The sequence below is a fragment of the Nitrospinaceae bacterium genome (assembly GCA_018669005.1).
Classification (GTDB): domain Bacteria; phylum UBA8248; class UBA8248; order UBA8248; family UBA8248; genus UBA8248.
Genome location: JABJAL010000030.1, coordinates 12,877 through 28,644 on the forward strand (window position 1 = coordinate 12,877; position 15,768 = coordinate 28,644).

14 protein-coding genes are annotated in these 15,768 nt (G+C 52.9%); 9 read left to right on the forward strand and 5 right to left on the reverse strand.

The genetic code is table 11. The annotated features are described in order from the left end of the window. Positions 1 to 45 precede the first annotated feature (45 nt). The 3 genes from HOJ95_04265 to HOJ95_04275 all read left to right on the forward strand — a co-directional run bounded on the left by HOJ95_04265 (position 46) and on the right by HOJ95_04275 (position 2,706). Positions 46 to 330, forward strand: coding sequence for a cupin domain-containing protein (locus HOJ95_04265; GenBank protein ID MBT6393896.1), 285 nt, complete (start codon positions 46 to 48; stop codon positions 328 to 330). 380 nt (positions 331 to 710) lie between these two features. Then, positions 711 to 2,042: an ATP-binding protein gene (locus tag HOJ95_04270; GenBank protein MBT6393897.1), complete on the forward strand. Its 1,332-nt coding sequence runs from the start codon at positions 711 to 713 to the stop codon at positions 2,040 to 2,042. A gap of 10 nt (positions 2,043 to 2,052) precedes the next feature. Then, on the forward strand, positions 2,053 to 2,706 hold the full coding sequence (locus tag HOJ95_04275) for a TIGR02646 family protein (protein ID MBT6393898.1): 654 nt from the start codon (positions 2,053 to 2,055) through the stop codon (positions 2,704 to 2,706). A gap of 109 nt (positions 2,707 to 2,815) precedes the next feature. Here HOJ95_04275 and moeB read toward each other — a convergent pair whose 3' ends face one another. The 5 genes from moeB to HOJ95_04300 all read right to left on the reverse strand — a co-directional run bounded on the left by moeB (position 2,816) and on the right by HOJ95_04300 (position 8,303). Further along, positions 2,816 to 4,015, reverse strand: a complete 1,200-nt coding sequence (gene moeB, locus HOJ95_04280) for a molybdopterin-synthase adenylyltransferase MoeB (GenBank protein ID MBT6393899.1) — start codon at positions 4,013 to 4,015, stop codon at positions 2,816 to 2,818. Between the two features lie 751 nt (positions 4,016 to 4,766). Further along, complete coding sequence (locus HOJ95_04285; protein MBT6393900.1) at positions 4,767 to 5,651, reverse strand: NAD(P)-dependent oxidoreductase; 885 nt, start codon at positions 5,649 to 5,651, stop codon at positions 4,767 to 4,769. 32 nt (positions 5,652 to 5,683) lie between these two features. Continuing rightward, positions 5,684 to 6,580 (reverse strand): NAD(P)-dependent oxidoreductase, encoded by an 897-nt coding sequence (locus HOJ95_04290; protein MBT6393901.1) that lies wholly within the window; start codon positions 6,578 to 6,580, stop codon positions 5,684 to 5,686. 132 nt (positions 6,581 to 6,712) lie between these two features. Continuing rightward, positions 6,713 to 7,954: an MFS transporter gene (locus HOJ95_04295; protein ID MBT6393902.1), complete on the reverse strand. Its 1,242-nt coding sequence runs from the start codon at positions 7,952 to 7,954 to the stop codon at positions 6,713 to 6,715. Between the two features lie 49 nt (positions 7,955 to 8,003). Further along, entirely contained in the window at positions 8,004 to 8,303 is a 300-nt protein-coding gene (locus HOJ95_04300; GenBank protein ID MBT6393903.1) for an antibiotic biosynthesis monooxygenase, read from the reverse strand. 355 nt (positions 8,304 to 8,658) lie between these two features. Between HOJ95_04300 and HOJ95_04305 the strand changes: the two genes are divergently transcribed. From HOJ95_04305 to HOJ95_04330, 6 genes are all read left to right on the forward strand, one after another. Further along, positions 8,659 to 9,903 carry a glycosyltransferase family 4 protein gene (locus HOJ95_04305; GenBank protein MBT6393904.1) on the forward strand — a complete coding sequence of 415 codons (1,245 nt, stop codon included), beginning with the start codon at positions 8,659 to 8,661 and terminating at the stop codon, positions 9,901 to 9,903. Between the two features lie 18 nt (positions 9,904 to 9,921). Next, positions 9,922 to 11,052: a glycosyltransferase gene (locus tag HOJ95_04310; GenBank protein MBT6393905.1), complete on the forward strand. Its 1,131-nt coding sequence runs from the start codon at positions 9,922 to 9,924 to the stop codon at positions 11,050 to 11,052. Continuing rightward, complete coding sequence (locus tag HOJ95_04315; protein MBT6393906.1) at positions 11,049 to 12,512, forward strand: flippase; 1,464 nt, start codon at positions 11,049 to 11,051, stop codon at positions 12,510 to 12,512. Before HOJ95_04310 ends, HOJ95_04315 begins: the two co-directional genes overlap by 4 nt. Next, positions 12,509 to 13,849, forward strand: coding sequence for a glycosyltransferase family 9 protein (locus HOJ95_04320; protein MBT6393907.1), 1,341 nt, complete (start codon positions 12,509 to 12,511; stop codon positions 13,847 to 13,849). Before HOJ95_04315 ends, HOJ95_04320 begins: the two co-directional genes overlap by 4 nt. Next, positions 13,840 to 14,937, forward strand: coding sequence for a glycosyltransferase family 4 protein (locus tag HOJ95_04325; GenBank protein ID MBT6393908.1), 1,098 nt, complete (start codon positions 13,840 to 13,842; stop codon positions 14,935 to 14,937). Before HOJ95_04320 ends, HOJ95_04325 begins: the two co-directional genes overlap by 10 nt. Then, on the forward strand, positions 14,937 to 15,768 hold an 832-nt coding region (locus tag HOJ95_04330), incomplete at its 3' end, for a glycosyltransferase (protein MBT6393909.1). The genes HOJ95_04325 and HOJ95_04330, both read left to right, overlap by 1 nt.

Sequence of the window (15,768 nt, forward strand, 5' to 3'; positions counted from 1 at the left end):
AAACAGACAAATTGAAATTTCTAACCCCCTTTTTAAGGAGCTGCCATGCCTGTTTACCGCTTTGATGAGCTTCCCGATGTTCGCCACAACCCGACGCTTTCCACCGCCCACGGGCCCACCATCAAGGGGGAGCGCATCTTTTTTGGCCTGCGTTTTATGGAAGGGGGCACGGGTTCCGAGCCCCACCACCACCCGAGCGAGGAGTTTCACTACATCATCTCGGGCCGCGCCCGCGCCGAGATTGACGGCAAAACCGACATCGTTGGCCCCGGCGGCCTCGCGCACGAAGGTGCGCGAATGTATTTGCCTTTAGGTTTCGGCCCTGAATGAAGGAGATTCATTCGCTCATTGTCATGAGCGACCCACCTCACCGCCGCCGAGCCGGGGGAAGACCTTGTCTACATCTATGCCAAAGACACCGCTTGGGGCCTAAAGGGTGTTGCCGCCGGTGAGGAAACGCCGGACGAGCAGCCCGATGATGATGCGTATTAGGAGAGGATATTCTTGCCAGGAGCGGAGCCTCTCAGGGCAGTTTCTGTTAAACTTTAGTTCGTATTATTTAGGAAACGAGTCTGGAGTTGTTGGAGACCGGTGTGTAATAGAGGGAGAGCCTTAGTTGCAGTATTAATGTAGATGAAATTATGATGCATTCACATGTCCTATGTATTTACATTGTCAACTTGGACTGAAATTTTATGTAAGGTGATGAGATGCCTATTTCAGAGTTTGAATTTTCAAATTTAGGCCCAATCAAAAAAGCCACGTTCGAATTTGATGATCATGTGAATTGTTTCATTGGGCCCAATAATTCCGGAAAATCCACAACACTATTTGCGCTTGCTGATATTGTGCTTTATCCATTTGTGATTCCCCCGAAATTGTTTACTGGAAAAACTCCTACTTGGAGTATTGTAATTAGAAATAAGAAAAGGAAAAGAAAGTTTAGTTATTCAGGTAGTTTTCCTATTAATATGGGCGATAAAAATAAAGGTAACATGATTGGAAATATTCTCAGGCAAATCGGATTCTCTGTAATTATACCTGCGATAAGATTAGGTACGGATTTCAGATCAGGTGGACCAAAGGATTTAGGGGTAAAAGGAAATTTAGAGGTCGATGAAAATGTTTGGAATGACATCACTGTAAAAGAATTGGAAAAAAGAGATAAATTAATTGAGCCTTTGTCATCGTCGATAGAAGATCAAGACATTATTCAACGATTAATAGAATTGGATTATCGTGCATATCGACATAAGAATAAAGAAATTCTTAACGCAATTGAGATTATGTCTGCGATGGCATCGGAAATTACGGAGGGATATCCTGTAAGGTACATAAAGATTGACGAAGATTCTGAAGGATTGTTCCCTTTGTTTGATACCCCGGATGGTGAATTGCCATTGAATTGTTTGAGTCAGGGAACTCAGTCAGTTGTTCAATGGCTGACGCATTTGGTCATGGCTTATGGTGAGTATTATGATTTTGAAAAGGGGTTTTTAGATAGTCCAGCTGTTGCTTTCATTGATGAAATAGATGCACATATGCATCCAGCGTGGCAAAGACGGATAATCCCTACATTAACAAAGTACCTTCCGAATCTTCAAATTTTCTTTTCCACGCACTCTCCTTTGATGCTGACCGGTCTTCGCGAGGGACAAATTCATCTTTTCGACAGAAATAAAAAGGGTGATATTGCCATTTCTCGCAATACCGAAGATATTTCAGGATGGTCCGCTGATGAAATTCTTCATTCCTTTATGAGTTTGAAAAGTCCTACTGACTTAAAAACTGCTGACCAACTTAAGCGATTAGGAGAATTAAGGAATCGTTCGAAACTAACAAAAAAAGAAAAAATTGAACTTGAGAAACTTAGGGAATTTACGCATGAAGCAATGATTTCGGGGCCGACCGGAAAGGGATTAAAGGAAACAGAGGATTTTTTAGCTGATCTGGTGAGGGATGAGAAAAGAAATTCCCTAAAAAGAAAAATATCTCAAAAAAAAATCAATAAGTCGCTAAAATCTAAAACCAAGAAAGTATGATCCGCTTTCAATGAAACGGGTCAATCGTGGCAGCGAACCTCCGAAATTAAAATCAATCCGAAAAAAATATACCCCAAAATGGATCCATTTTTACACTAACAGAAATGGTAAAAGGCCAACGGATAAGCATTGGCGGGATTTTATTGAGGATTTAAAGACGCCATTCGGTGAGATTTGTGGGTATTGTGAAGAATCGTGCCGGGGAGAAGTGGATCACTTCCAACCTATAAGTAAATTTCCGAAGTTAGTCTATGAATGGGAAAATTGGATATTTTCTTGTCATAATTGTAATAACTTGAAATGGAATAAATGGCCTTCCTTTGGGTATGTCAATCCCTGTTCTTTGAAGGTTGCACATAGACCGGAGATTTATTTCAAATTTGATCTGGTCACCGGTGAGATTTTAGCTAGAAATGGTTTGAAACCTACCCAGATTAAAAAAGCTAAAAATATGATTTCCGATTTACATTTGAACGAAATATTTCACTTAAGAAAAAGAATCATCTGGATTGGAATTATGGGGTTGTTGGTCAATCACTGGAAAAAATTCCCTGATAATAAATTAGAGATTGAAGGGCATATGCGGGAATTGTGTTCTGATGGAGCAGAATTAATCAGTTTAAGCCGCGCGGTATTGTATGACTCTGGAATTACCTTAGATTAATCTTGATTCCGATAAACATAAAGCCCCCGACTCATCCGAGCCGGGGGGGCTTTTGTTTAGCGCTTATTCTCTTTGTTCTCTCTACTTCTACTCCCTACACCCCTACCTTCTAGTGACCATTCGCCTCAGCACCAACGGGGGCTTCCGACAACCCGCAGAAGAACTCGTAGTCGATGAGCTCGGTGATGGTCGGGTTGTCGCCGCAAACGGGGCACTCGGGGTCGCGCCGGGCCTTGAGGGTGCGGAACTGGCTTTTGAGGGAGTCGTACATAAGCAGCTTGCCGACAAGGGGCTCGCCAAAGCCAACGATGAGCTTGGCGACCTCGGTTGCCTGAATCGAGCCCATGGTGCCGCAGAGCGCGCCCAAGACACCGGCATCCTGGCAGGAGGGGACCATTCCCGGCGGCGGCGGCTCGGGGTACAGGCAGCGGTAGCACGGCCCGCCACCAGCGGAATCGAACACGGTGGCCTGGCCTTCAAATTTAAATATCGAGGCATCGACAATCGGCTTGCCGAGAAAGACGGCGGCATCGTTCACCAGATAGCGCGTCGGGAAGTTGTCGGCGCCGTTGACGATGATGTCGTAGTCTTTAAAAACTTCCATGGCGTTTGTGCGGTCGACGCGATATTCGTGGCTGATGATGTTCATATCGGGGTTCAAGGCCGAGAGGGTGGCCTTTGCGCTCTCGACTTTCGATGTGCCGACGCGATCGTTGTTGTGGACTATCTGGCGCTGGAGGTTGCTCATGTCGACAACGTCCATGTCGATGATGCCAATGGTGCCAACGCCCATGGCGGCAAGATAGAGGCCGGTGGGCGAGCCCAGGCCGCCCGCGCCAACGAGAATGACTTTGGCATCAAGAAGCTTGGCCTGGCCTTTTTCCCCTATCTGGTCGAGGAGGAAATGGCGCGAGTAGCGCTCTAGCTGCTCGGTGGACATTTGTTTGTCGACCTGGGCGGTGTGGCCCATGTCTTTCCACTTGGAGTAGCCGCCGGTCATTGATTTTACGTTTTCATAGCCTAAGGATTTTAAGGCCTGCCCGGCGAGGAGGCTTCGCACGCCGCCGGCGCAGTAGGCAATGATCGGGGTGTCGCGCTCGGGGACGACCTGCTCGATTTTGAGCTCAAGGAAGCCTCGGCTGACGTGCTCGGCGCCGGGGATATAGCCGGCACGAAACTCGTCGGGCTCGCGCACATCGATGAGGGCAAACTGGCTGCCGCCATCTCTCAAGGCGGCAACTTCTTCGGGCGAAATCTCGGGGATCTCGTTCCGGGCGGCGTCTAGAAGGTCGCGTCCGGTGGTGGCCATGGTTTTCATCTCCTAAAAAAACGGGTTGCGGTCAGTTTCAATTAAAGAGCGGCGAAAAGCTCTTAAAAAACGTTTGTTGGGTGCTTGCGCTCCAGAGCGGCGATTTTGTCACCAATGCGCGCCGATGGAAAGCGCAAAGGGTGTGAGATCTTTTGTTGTGTGTCCCTTTTAATAAGGGCGGCTGTTTAAAGAGGGCAGGGCGTGTGATAGCCCCTCAACCATATTCCCGCTACAGACTAAAAGCTTTCTCGACGCAAACAAAAAGCTTTGGTTGTCTTCAACAAGCGGCCCCCTTAATTGCGAGCGCAATCTACACTAAATTCGTCGGGAATAGCAAGTAAAGAATGGGCTGTTCTGCGAAAGAGGGTGGGCCTGATCTAAATAGCTGATAAAAATAAAGTTAGGTGGTTTTATTGTCGGGCGCAGGGAGGGCGTGATCGTAAGCATTTGAAAGTAAATGGATTACATTGATTTATTGTCGGGCGCAACGGGGGTATGATCGTAAGTAGTTGAAAGTAAATTGATTGCATTGTTTTATTGTCGCGCGAAACTGGGGCGTTGCCGTAAGCAGTTGAAAGTAAATGGATTGCTTGTCTAATCGAGATATTCGCCCTCGGGGCTATGAGCGGCATGTGGCTGTCAATAGCCCCCGCCCTCACGCCTCGGGCCTCTTAAGCCTCAGGGCTCCTAGCTCTCGGCCCTCGCAGGCCTCGGGCCTCCTAGGACTCAGGGCTCCTAGCCCTCGGCCCTATCAGGCCTCGGACATGCCAGAGCTTGTCTCGAAGTACTCCAGTATGGCGTTCTGGTCCAAGTCGCCGTGGCCCAGCGCTGCTGCACCCATGTAAATCTGCCGCGCCATTGTGCACAGCGGAGTGGGGACTTTGTTCTCCTCGGCCATGGCGGCAATCATCCTCAAATCCTTGAGCATGAGGTTCACCGTGAAGGTGGGCGAGTAGTCCTTGGCAATCATCGGGCTCGCCTTGTAGTCGAGAATCTTGGGAATGACGCTGGCCTTTAGGAAATCCACCATTGCCTCGGGGTCGAGGCCGGATTTAGTGCCCAGCGTGAGGGCCTCGGCGATGGCTGAGATGTGGATGGCGAAGATTTGATTGGTGACGAGTTTCATCTGCAGCCCCGCTCCGTTCGGACCAAAATGGTGCACGGCCTCGCCGATGGCATCGAGAACGTCGCGGTGTGCATCGAGCGCGGTTTTGTCACCCCCGGCGATGATCGCCAGGGTGCCGGCCTTGGCGTGGGGAACGCTCCCGCTCACCGGGGTGTCCAGGAAGTGGATGCCTTGTTTTTGGGCCTCATTTGCCACTCCCTGGCTGCCCTCGACCGTTATGGTGGAGAAATCGAAGCAGACGGCTCCTTCGGGTGCGGACGAGAGTGCACCAGTTTCACCAAGGTAGGCGGCCTCGACATGCGAAGTTTCGGGAACCGAGCTGCAAATTACGTCAACGCCGCTTGCAGCCTCGGCAGCGGTGGCGAAAATTTTTATGCCTGCCTTCTCTGCACGTGCTCTCGATTCGGGCGAGGGGTCATATCCATGAACCTCAAAGCCAGCCTTGGCCAGATTTGCCGCCATGGCACCGCCCATGTTCCCGAGACCCAGATAAGCCACTTTTTTTGCCATGATTTATTTCTCCTTGAGAATTGCGTAGTTCATCAGCTTTTGCGCTTTGGTTTCACCCCTGTAGCGTTGAGGTAGCCCTCGAATACGGCGTTAAAATCGGCCTGGCCAAAGCCAAGTGCGATGGCGGCAACGTATTGCTGCAGTGCGGTAACGCCAAGCGGAACGGGCACGCCCAAGTTGTTGGCTTCCTCGACGCTCAGGCCCATGTCTTTTTTGCTTAGTTCAACGGGTGCAATGACGTTCGAGTAGTCTCGGGCGGCCATGTCCGGGCCCTTATAGTTGAGTAGTTGTGGAACGGCGCTCCCTTGAAGAAAGTTCACCATTTTGCCTGCCTTGAGGCCCGCCTTCATCCCAAAGGCCAGCCCCTCGGCGATTCCGGCATGATGGATGTTCAGAATGTGGTTGGTCACGAGTTTCATGATGAGGCCGTTGCCCGAGGGCCCCATATAGGTAACGGATTTGCTGAAGGCCTCGAGAACACCTTGGTGTTTTTTAAGGGCCTTGACGTCGCCTCCCACAATGGCCGAGACCTGTTTTTTTTCAAGATGGGGGATGCTCCCGCTCACTGGGGCGTCGAGGAAAGCTATCCCTTTTTTTTTCGCGGCCCCGGCAGTTTCACGGGCCAGGTCAACAGAACTGGTCGATAGCTCGAAGATTACTGTGCCGCGGCGCAGGATTTTTAAAACTCCGCCCGAGCCGAGATAAGCATCATGCACGGCTGTTGGGGTCGGCAGTGAGCTGCAAACTACATCAGCGCCTTTCGCGGCTGCTGCGGGCGTTTTTGCGGTTTTGGCACCGTTTTTCCTCGCCCTCGACATGGCCCTGGCCGCGGGGTCGTAGCCGGTGACGTCGTAGCCTGCAGCTACTAAGTGTTTTGTCATCAGACCACCCATCTTACCGAGACCCAGAAACGCTATCTTGACTGCCATGACTTACCCCCTTTGCTGGATAGCCGAATTTTTTGCACGAAAAAACACCTCAAGACGGTTGCATTAGTGAGGTGCCAATGAGCTCAATATAGCATGTTCGAAAACAGGAGAGAAAAACCGAGAGAGAGAAAGTCAGGTGGTCCTGCCCGCGCGCACAAGTTTTACTAGGTATGGAATGGAAATGAGGGTGCATAGAATTGAGACGACACCCCCGGCGATGAAAGCCATCTTGTAGGATTCGATTGGGGGCGAGCCGCTAGCGAGCATGAAGTGAACAATGGTGCCACCGAGAAGGGGACCAACGAAAAAACCAAGCGAGCCCGCCGAATTGAACGCTCCCATGGCTGTTGAGCGGCTTTCATCCCCTGTGAGATCGGCGACCATGGCGAGGCTCGGCGAGAAATTGAGTGCGCTGATTACACCAAGGACAAGCATCGAGGGAAAGAGCCAAGCAGGATCCAACCACGCCAGCGAGGCGACGAAGAGGGCATACGTTAGCGAGGCGCCTATGAGTAGACCGCTTTTTGACCAGGAGCGGCAGAGTTTTCCGAAGGGGTAGCAAAGGAGACCGAACGGAAAGAGCAGGGTGGACATAAGGAAGCCGAATTGTTTTGGCGACCATCCGAGGGCCTGGACGAGATAGAGGTTGAACGAGGAGATGATGATGCCGACCAGGAGGCGGTCGGCGAAAGTGAAGATGCAGGGAACGAGGAGGGCTTTTTCTTTCTTGAACACGTGCATCAGGTTCGCTAGGTTTCGTCCGCCTTCTTGTTGCTTGACGCGCCGGTCATGCCGCAGGATCCATCCGCTGATGAGAGCGCCGAGAAGGCCAATAATCAGCGCGGCGACAATGGGCCTGTGGATGCCTCCCTTGGAAAGAGCGCCTCCGAGGCCGGCGCCGGTCGCCACTGCAAAAATAATGGCGCCACCTATTGCACCCATGATACCGCCCGCACGCTCTGGCTTACGGTGGGCGAGGGTCAACGCCGCACCCATTACGCCTGTAAGGGCGGCGATGTGAGTGATGCCTTCAAGAAAGCGGACGGTCATAAGCGCCCAGTAGTTCGGTGCCCAATCGAGACTTAATAAAAGTAAGGCGTCCAGCACGAAGGCACCCACCACAATGGGCTGGCGCCTTCCGATGCGATCCACGATCCAGCCCACGGCGGGCGCGGCGAGAATGGCACTCACCATATTGGCGGACAAAAAGGCGTGAGCTGCAAAAGGACCGACCGGGAAACGATCGAGAACGAGCGGCTTCAAGATCGGCACCAGGAGCGTAACGGGAATAACCGCGAGGAATACCAAAAGGCACAGGATGGATAGGGGTGGATCGTAGATGCCGCTTTCCGTGCTCTCGTGTGGTTCGCTCATCGTGATAATTTAAGCTCTGGGCGCGAGGGAGGTGCGATGCATAAAAATTTTAGTGTGCGTCTCCCTCGTGGCCATAGATCTTGTGGCGTGGTCGCCCCTGGAGAATTTCGGCTTTTCCCCAATCGGTCACCCCTTTGAAGGCGTCACTCTGGATGAAAGCCTTGAAAGCATCCTGGGAGTCCCATTCGGAAAGTATGGTGTAGGAACTATGATTTTTAACTTGATGATAAAGGAGGCTCTGGACGTGACCCGGCGAGCCATCAAGTGCGCCCGCCACGGCCTCGAATTTGTCCTCGAATTCAGATTCTTTTCCTTTTATGACTTCATAGTACATACCTACAGTGATCATGGTCTGACCTCATAGTGGTTGCAGAAAATAAAATAAAATTATCTTTCTTGCGGAAGATTATCAGGAAGTGACACTTTTCGAAACTAAAAAATGAGGGTCTGATGACAAGCTGGGCAATTTTCCCATATGCCGGTTTCGAGGAGGGCGAATTTGCTCACTTGTCTATTGGGTGGTCGGAAAGATAAAGTGAAATGGTTGTTATTTGAAGCCCGCCCCGGAGTTAATTTTCTGAGTGAATTATCCGTTTTTGTATTTATTATTTTTTTAATCAATCTTATTGCCTGCCTTTGTGCTCCTATGTCGATGCAGATAGCGTTGTTGTCGGGTTTTTTTTAACAGCCGGAGGATTGTTGTCTTGAGCGGGTCGCTACGGATTTTAATGGTGCTCGATAGTTTTTTCCCCGATAGCCAAGGAGGCGCCGAGCGAGTGGTGGACGGCTGGTGCAAGGAACTCGTTGCCATGGGGCATGAGGTTTGTGTCCTGGCGGGTCGGGTTGGGGTCCTCTCGGGCCCGGACGAGGATATGGGCGACTACAAGATTCGGAGGTGGACCTCAAGGCGTCGCTCATTTGCAGATGGATATCTTTCCGCTGTCGCTGCCTGCGCAGGCGAGGCCCGAAAGCTGGCTCAGGAGTGGCGGCCTGACATCGTTCATTGTCACCAAGGGCTATCGGCTTATTCTGTTTTACGTGCAGGTATCGATGCGCCTGCCGTGTGCACGTTTCATAGTCCTTGGCGGGATGAGTTCCTGGAGGATGCTGGGGCGAAAGAAGATAGTTTGTCCGGCCCGCTGCGTCTTCTTTACCGGTTGGCAACTAAATTAAAGGCGACCTGGATCCACCATATGGAAGGCGACGCTCTTTCTCGATGCCGATCCGTTGCGGTTTTGAGCCACTATAGCCGCGAGCGTCTTGAGGCCGCGCATGGTCTTATGCCCGGGAGCGTGAAGATCATACGTGGCGGAATCGATCTGGAAAATTTTTCGCCCGTGCCCTCTAGCGAACGCGAGAGTCTGCGCCGACGGTTGGGGATTTCCGGATTAACCATATTGAGCGTGAGGCGGCTTGTTCGGCGCATGGGGATTGACCTTCTCTTAAAAGCGATGCTCCAAATATGCTCACGCGTGCCGGATGTTCATCTCATTTTGGTGGGTAAGGGACCCGAGCGTGAAATGCTCGAAGAGATGGCTTCTGAGCTAGGTATCGGCTCTTCGGTGCGGTTCGAGGGATTTGTGTCCGATGAAGCGCTACCTGACTATTACCGGGCGGCGGATCTTTATGCCCTGCCATCGCGCTCGCTTGAGGGCTACGGCATGTCCACCCTCGAGGCTTTGGCCTCGGGCACCCCGGTCATTGGCACCCCGGCCGGGGCTACGCCGGAAATTCTCTTGCCGCTAGAGAAGGGACTCGTTGCCTCCGAAACATCGGCCAATGGAATATCGAAGGCGGCTCTTCCTTGGCTTGTGTTTCCGAGCGCTCTGGCCGAGTTGCGCCCGCGCTGCCGGAGTTATGTTGAGGAAAATTATGGGTGGCCCGAGGCTAGTCGATCTCTTGAGGCATTTTATCTTCAGGTGCTATCCGATGAGAAAGGACAAGGCTGATCGCTTATGCGGGTATTGATGATCTCCCACGCCTGCGCCGCCTCGATTAACCGGGGCAAGATGAAAAATCTTGCCAAGCGCCAGGGGTTGGAGATGTCGTTGCTCGTGCCCCGGCTCTGGCGGGAGGGGGAGCGAGAACTTGTTACGGAACCAGGAGAAGGCGAGGGGTACCCTCTTCACGCCGGAGATGTTTTTTTCTCGGGGCGCGTGGGCGGTCATGTCTATCGAAGTGGACTTTTGGGTGCCCTGAAGCGGGAGCGACCTGACATTGTTCATATCGAGGAGGAGCCCTGGAGTCTGGCGGTTGCGCAGCTTTTGTCATTTTTGCCCTTATGCCGTCCGAGGCCTAAGCTCGTTCTTTTCTCTTTTGAGAATATGGATATACCTCTTCATCGCCTTCAGCGCACGATTGAGCATAGGGCGCTGTCTCGGGCCGATGTGCTCATAGCTGGCGGCGTAACCGTTCGAGAGCGATTGCTCGCGCGAGGGGCGAGGCCTGAACATGTTGTGGTGCTTCCCCAGTTCGGCTTGGACCCGGAGCTTTTTAAACCGCCTGTGGGAGAGCGCCCGGATGTGTTCACGGTTGGTTTTGTGGGGCGGCTTGTTCATGAGAAGGGAGTGGATCTCATGATCCGCGCCCTGTTCGAATTAAAAGGCCAATGGCGCGCGATTGTGGTTGGCGACGGCCCGGAGCGGGGTAAACTCGAATCCATGCTTAGGGAACTCGGGCTTTCGGATCGAATCGAATTCGCTGGGTGGGTGGATCATTTTGAGATACCAGGTTTTCTCCAGCGCCTTCATACCCTTGTTCTTCCATCTAGAAGTGTTGAGCGCTGGAAAGAGCAGTTCGGCCATGTTCTCATCGAGGCGATGAGCGCGGGTGCTGTCGCAGTGGGTTCCAACTCGGGAGAGATTCCTCATGTCATCGGCGATGAGGGATTGATATTCCCAGAGGATGATGTGAACGCGCTCGCGGGCCATCTTCAAAAACTTCTCGATGAGCCCAAATTTCGGGGTCGCTTATCGACACTAGGTCGGCAGCGGGTGGTGCGGGAATATGGGTGGAGCGCCTTCGCAGAAAAAACGCACGAAATATATGAGCGAGCGATGGTGGCCCAAAAATTAAATGCTCCAGAGGGTGACGCATGAGCCGCATGGCCAAGGCAGCGAAAAATTCCGGATTGATATTCGTTGGTCGGGGCGTGGAGCGCTTGGTCCGAATTGCAGTGGTTGTTGTGCTCGCGCGGATGCTCGGCGCTCGCGGGTTTGGTGTCTACTCGTTCGCTTTTGCTTTTGCCGAGGTGTTTGCGATCTTCACCGACGCAGGGATTCACACGGTGTTGGTGCGGGAGATTGCAAAGGATCGCGATTCGGCACCACGCCTGCTGGGCAGCGCCCTGGTGCTCAAGGCGGCGATGGCCATCCTCGCATGGCTTGCCGCTTGGGTTGCCGCTATATGGACGATACCCGCAGGTGAGCCTCTTTGGTCTGCCCTGGTGGCCTCTTTTCTATTGTTTATTTCCTTTCGGGTGAATTCTTTCCGCATGATTCTCGATGCCCCTTTCGAGGCGGGGCTGCGCATGAAGGTGCCCGTTGTGCTGGGTGTTGGCAGTGAAATTTTCTCGGCCGCATGTCTTATTGCCGCCGCGCTGGCGCATTGGCCCATTCCGGCGCTCATCGCCGTTCAGCTTGTGACCTTTTTGCCGGGCTGCGTGATTCTTGCCTGGTACTTTTTCAAGGAAGTGAGGCCCGCTATTCGGTTTGCTCCCCGTGAATGGGCGGGGCTCCTTCGAATGGCTATCCCTATTGGGGCTGCAAATGTTTTCCTCATCGTTTATACGCGCTCGGACTTGTTGATGCTTGAATGGCTTGCGGGCGATTTTTCGGTTGGCATGTATTCAGCCGCGTACAAGTTAACGGGATCGCTCACAATCATTCCGACGGCGATTGCGATGTCGCTTCTGCCCCTCATTTCGAGTTCTTTTGAAGCCGGGGATCGTGAGAAAATTGGTGAAATGTATCGGGCGGCCATTTCTCTGGCGATGGCACTGGGTCTTCCTGTTGCATTTGTAGGTATTTTTCTCTCGAAGTCGATAATCAGCGTTGTCTATGGTCCTGAATTTGCGCCTTCATCCGCCGCAGTGGAAATACTGGTTGTGGTGTCGCTTCTGAGTTTCATGTTGTATGTGATGACTACCACGGGCGTTGCGGTGGGGAAGGCGGGGTTGTTCACAGCCTACGCCGTTTCTTTGGCATTTTTGAATGGTATTTTGAATTTCATTCTTATACCCCGATTCGATTTTATCGGAGCAAGTTGGGCGACTCTCATTGCCGAGGGCGTCATGTTGTCAGCAGGGATATTGGTGCTGAAGCCGGTTGTGGGTCTGCCCTCGGGAGGGGCGGCGCTGCGTGCTGTAGGATGTGCCATTATCGCCTCGGCACCTTTGATTTGGTCTCCGGCGCATGTGTTGGTAAACCTGTTTATCAGTGCGGTTTTGTACGCTACCCTTATCTTTTGGGGCCGGGGTGTCACCCCTGAGGGGATTGAGGCTGCACGCTCCTTGTTGGAACCTTTCCTCCGCCGATTGAAAGGCAATGAATCTAAATGAAAGGGGCTGGAAAAAATACGCCTGTTTTCTCTCTGGATTCATCTTCCGAGAAATCTGGAGGCGATGGACCGGGTGCGCTCGGAGTGGTTATCGACTCCGAGTTGGCAAAAATTGCCTCACCTCATGCGCCTCGGAGTGCACCTTCTGTGCCCCTAAAGTACGAGCAGCGTCATTACGCCTATCGCAATCCTTGGGTAGTAAGGGCTTTTGCCTTGCTGGACCGTGTCGGTGGATCTCTGTTTGAAAAAAAACGTGAGCGGCCCGAAATCCTTAAGCGTGTTCTCGTTTTGCGCCCGGATCATCTGGGCGATGTGCTTTTCTCTTTCCCGGCTCTTAGGGCCCTTAGAGAGGAGCTTCCCGATGCACAAATCGATTTTCTTGTCGGCCCTTGGGCACGCCCATTGCTCCCTGAGGATCCAAAGGACCTTCATGGTGTTGCTCTCTTAGAGTTTGCTGCCCCTTGGTTGGTTCGCCCGAAGAAGGTGCGTTTCGGATTTGGCGCCACACTGAAGTTGGCGCGTTTATTGAGAAAACGTGCCCGCGCCCTAGGCGGTAAATATGACATGGTTTTGGATTTGCGGGGTGATTTTCAACTCATCCTGGCGGCCAGGTTGTCGGGTGCCCGCTACCTGGTTGGAAGGGGACTTACCGGTCTTGGTTTTCTTCTCGATACCGAGGCCGAGGAAATACCGGGGCGTCATCAGGTAGAACGAAACCTTTCTATGATTGAATCTGCGGGTTTCGGTCCTCTTAGGACAACGAATCCGAGTTTGAGTCTTTCCGAGGATGAGAAAAAGCGTGGGCGTCTGCTGCTCCTTGAACATGGTGTTGATGTGTCTAGAATTTTAATTGGAATGCACGTCGGCGCTGGTGCGGCAACCAAACTTTGGGGGGCCGACAGGTATGCACAACTCATTAAACGGGTGATTGCGGATCTTCCAGCGCAGGTAATTCTTTTCGGCGCGAGCGGCGACCGCACCGCCGTCAACGACGTGAAAATTGTTTTGGATGAATCACAAACGGTGGGCCGTGTTTTCGATCTTTGCGGAAAGTTGCCAGATTTGCGCGAGTTCATGATGGCAGCTAGCTCATGCGCCCTGTTTGTCGGGAACGATTCGGGCCCCTCTCATATCGCCGCTTCCTTGGGAATGTCGGTAATCAGTGTTTTTAGCGGTACGAACGATCCGGCTGAATGGGGGCCGCGTGGCCAAAGGGTCTTGATCGTGCGCAAGCGCATTGAGTGCGAGGGTTGTGGCCTGACTGTGTGCGATCATCTTTCGTGCATGACTGAACTCGATGTTGATGTGGTGTATCAGGCGGTGCGGAGATGCGTATAGGAATTGATGCCCGCATGATTTTTATGAGCGGGATTGGAACATACTTGAGAAATCTTCTGGGCGGGCTTGCCAGCCTTGATGAAGATATCGAATATACGGTTTTTATCCAGACCGATGATCGCGAGCGCTTCGAGCCGCCGGGAGGGAATTTTTCTCCTTCATTTGTCTCGGCGCCGCCCTATTCTATTTCCGAGCAGGTGGGTTTTGTGCGGCGAATTGAGGGCAGCGGCCTTGATCTCATTCATCACCCGCACTATGCCGCGCCGGTTTTCGGGCGGGTGCCGATGGTGGCGACGATTCACGACCTGATTCATCAACTTTTTCCGGAACTTTGTCCCTCTCGTTTGGCGTGGCAGGTTTCCCGGATGCTGGCGAGAAGAACCGCCGGGCGGGCCAAGCTCTTGCTAACGGTCTCGGAGCATTCTCGGAGCGACATCATTAACCACTTGAGGGCCTCGCCCGGTAAGGTGCGTTTGACCTACAACGCCCTGCCGCCGGATTGGGGGAAGAGCTTGAGCCCCGAGCCGCCACCCGGAATAGGGGCTGAGGTGCCTTTTTTTTTGTATGTGGGCAACCATAAGGAGCACAAGAATATTCCGCTGCTTCTGGAGGCATTCGCCGGGGTGCGCGAAAGGGCGCTAGGTGTCCACCTCGCCCTTACCGGAGAGCGAGGGGGGCTCAAGCAGGATCTGGCGCGGCTTCAGCTTGGCAATGAAGTTGTGTTTTTAGGAGATGTTTCGCATGAGCGCCTTGAGGCAATATATGCCGCCGCCCGCGCCCTCGTGTTTCCGTCCCGCTATGAGGGATTTGGGTACCCACCCCTCGAGGCGATGGGCTGCGGGACGCCGGCCATTGTTTCGGATGCCGCCGCCTTGCCAGAGGTGGTGGGCGAGGCGGGTCTAATTGTGCCCGTGGGTGAGGTGGCGCCCCTCAGGGATGCGATGATGCGACTACTTGAGGACGACGCGTTAAGGACAAGCCTTTCGGAAAAGTCCCGTGCACGGGCAGCAGAATTCTCCTGGCGGGCGCTGGCTGAGGACACTATGAAAGCTTATCACGATGTGCTCGCGATTAAGGAGGCTGGCTAATGCGCGTGGCGATTGTCCACGATTGGCTGACGGGTATGCGCGGGGGCGAGAAGTGCCTTGAGGTTTTCTGTGAGATATACCCTGAGGCAGATCTGTTTACGCTGCTTCATATTCCGGGATCGGTCTCACCCACGATTGAGCGCCACACCATTCACACCAGCCCGTTGCAGTACATGCCGGGCATTGAGCGGCGATACCGCTATTATCTCCCTCTCATGCCGACGGCGGTGCGAATGCTCGATCTCTCGGGCTACGATTTTATTCTTTCAAGCAGCCATTGTGTCGCCAAGGGCGCTCGCGCAGATAAAGGCGCTTTTCATCTATGCTATTGCTACACTCCGATGCGCTACGCATGGTCGGCTTATGATGAATATTTTGGCGGGGGACGGGTGAGCGGTCCGGTGGGCTGGATTCTTCCCCGGATTATGGCCTACCTTCGGAATTGGGACGCCAAGGCAAGTCGGGGTGTTGATGAGTTCGTGGCGATCAGCCACACCGTCGCAGAGCGTATTCAAGACAGCTATGGTCGGGAGTCGGATGTACTCTATCCGCCCGTGGATACGGCCCGCTTTCGCCCTGTTGTGAAACCGGAGGATTATTATTTAATCGTATCGGCCTTTGCGCCCTACAAGAAGGTAGATGTGGCGGTCGAGGCTTTCAATCGCCTGGGGCGCCCGCTCAAGGTGGTTGGGGATGGCCAGGATTTTGATCGGATTAAAAGCCTGGGAGGACCGAATGTCGAATTTCTCGGCTGGCAGGATGACGCTAACCTCGCAGAATTGTATGCCGGCTGCCGGGCGTTTATCTTTCCCGGGGTGGAGGATTTCGGAA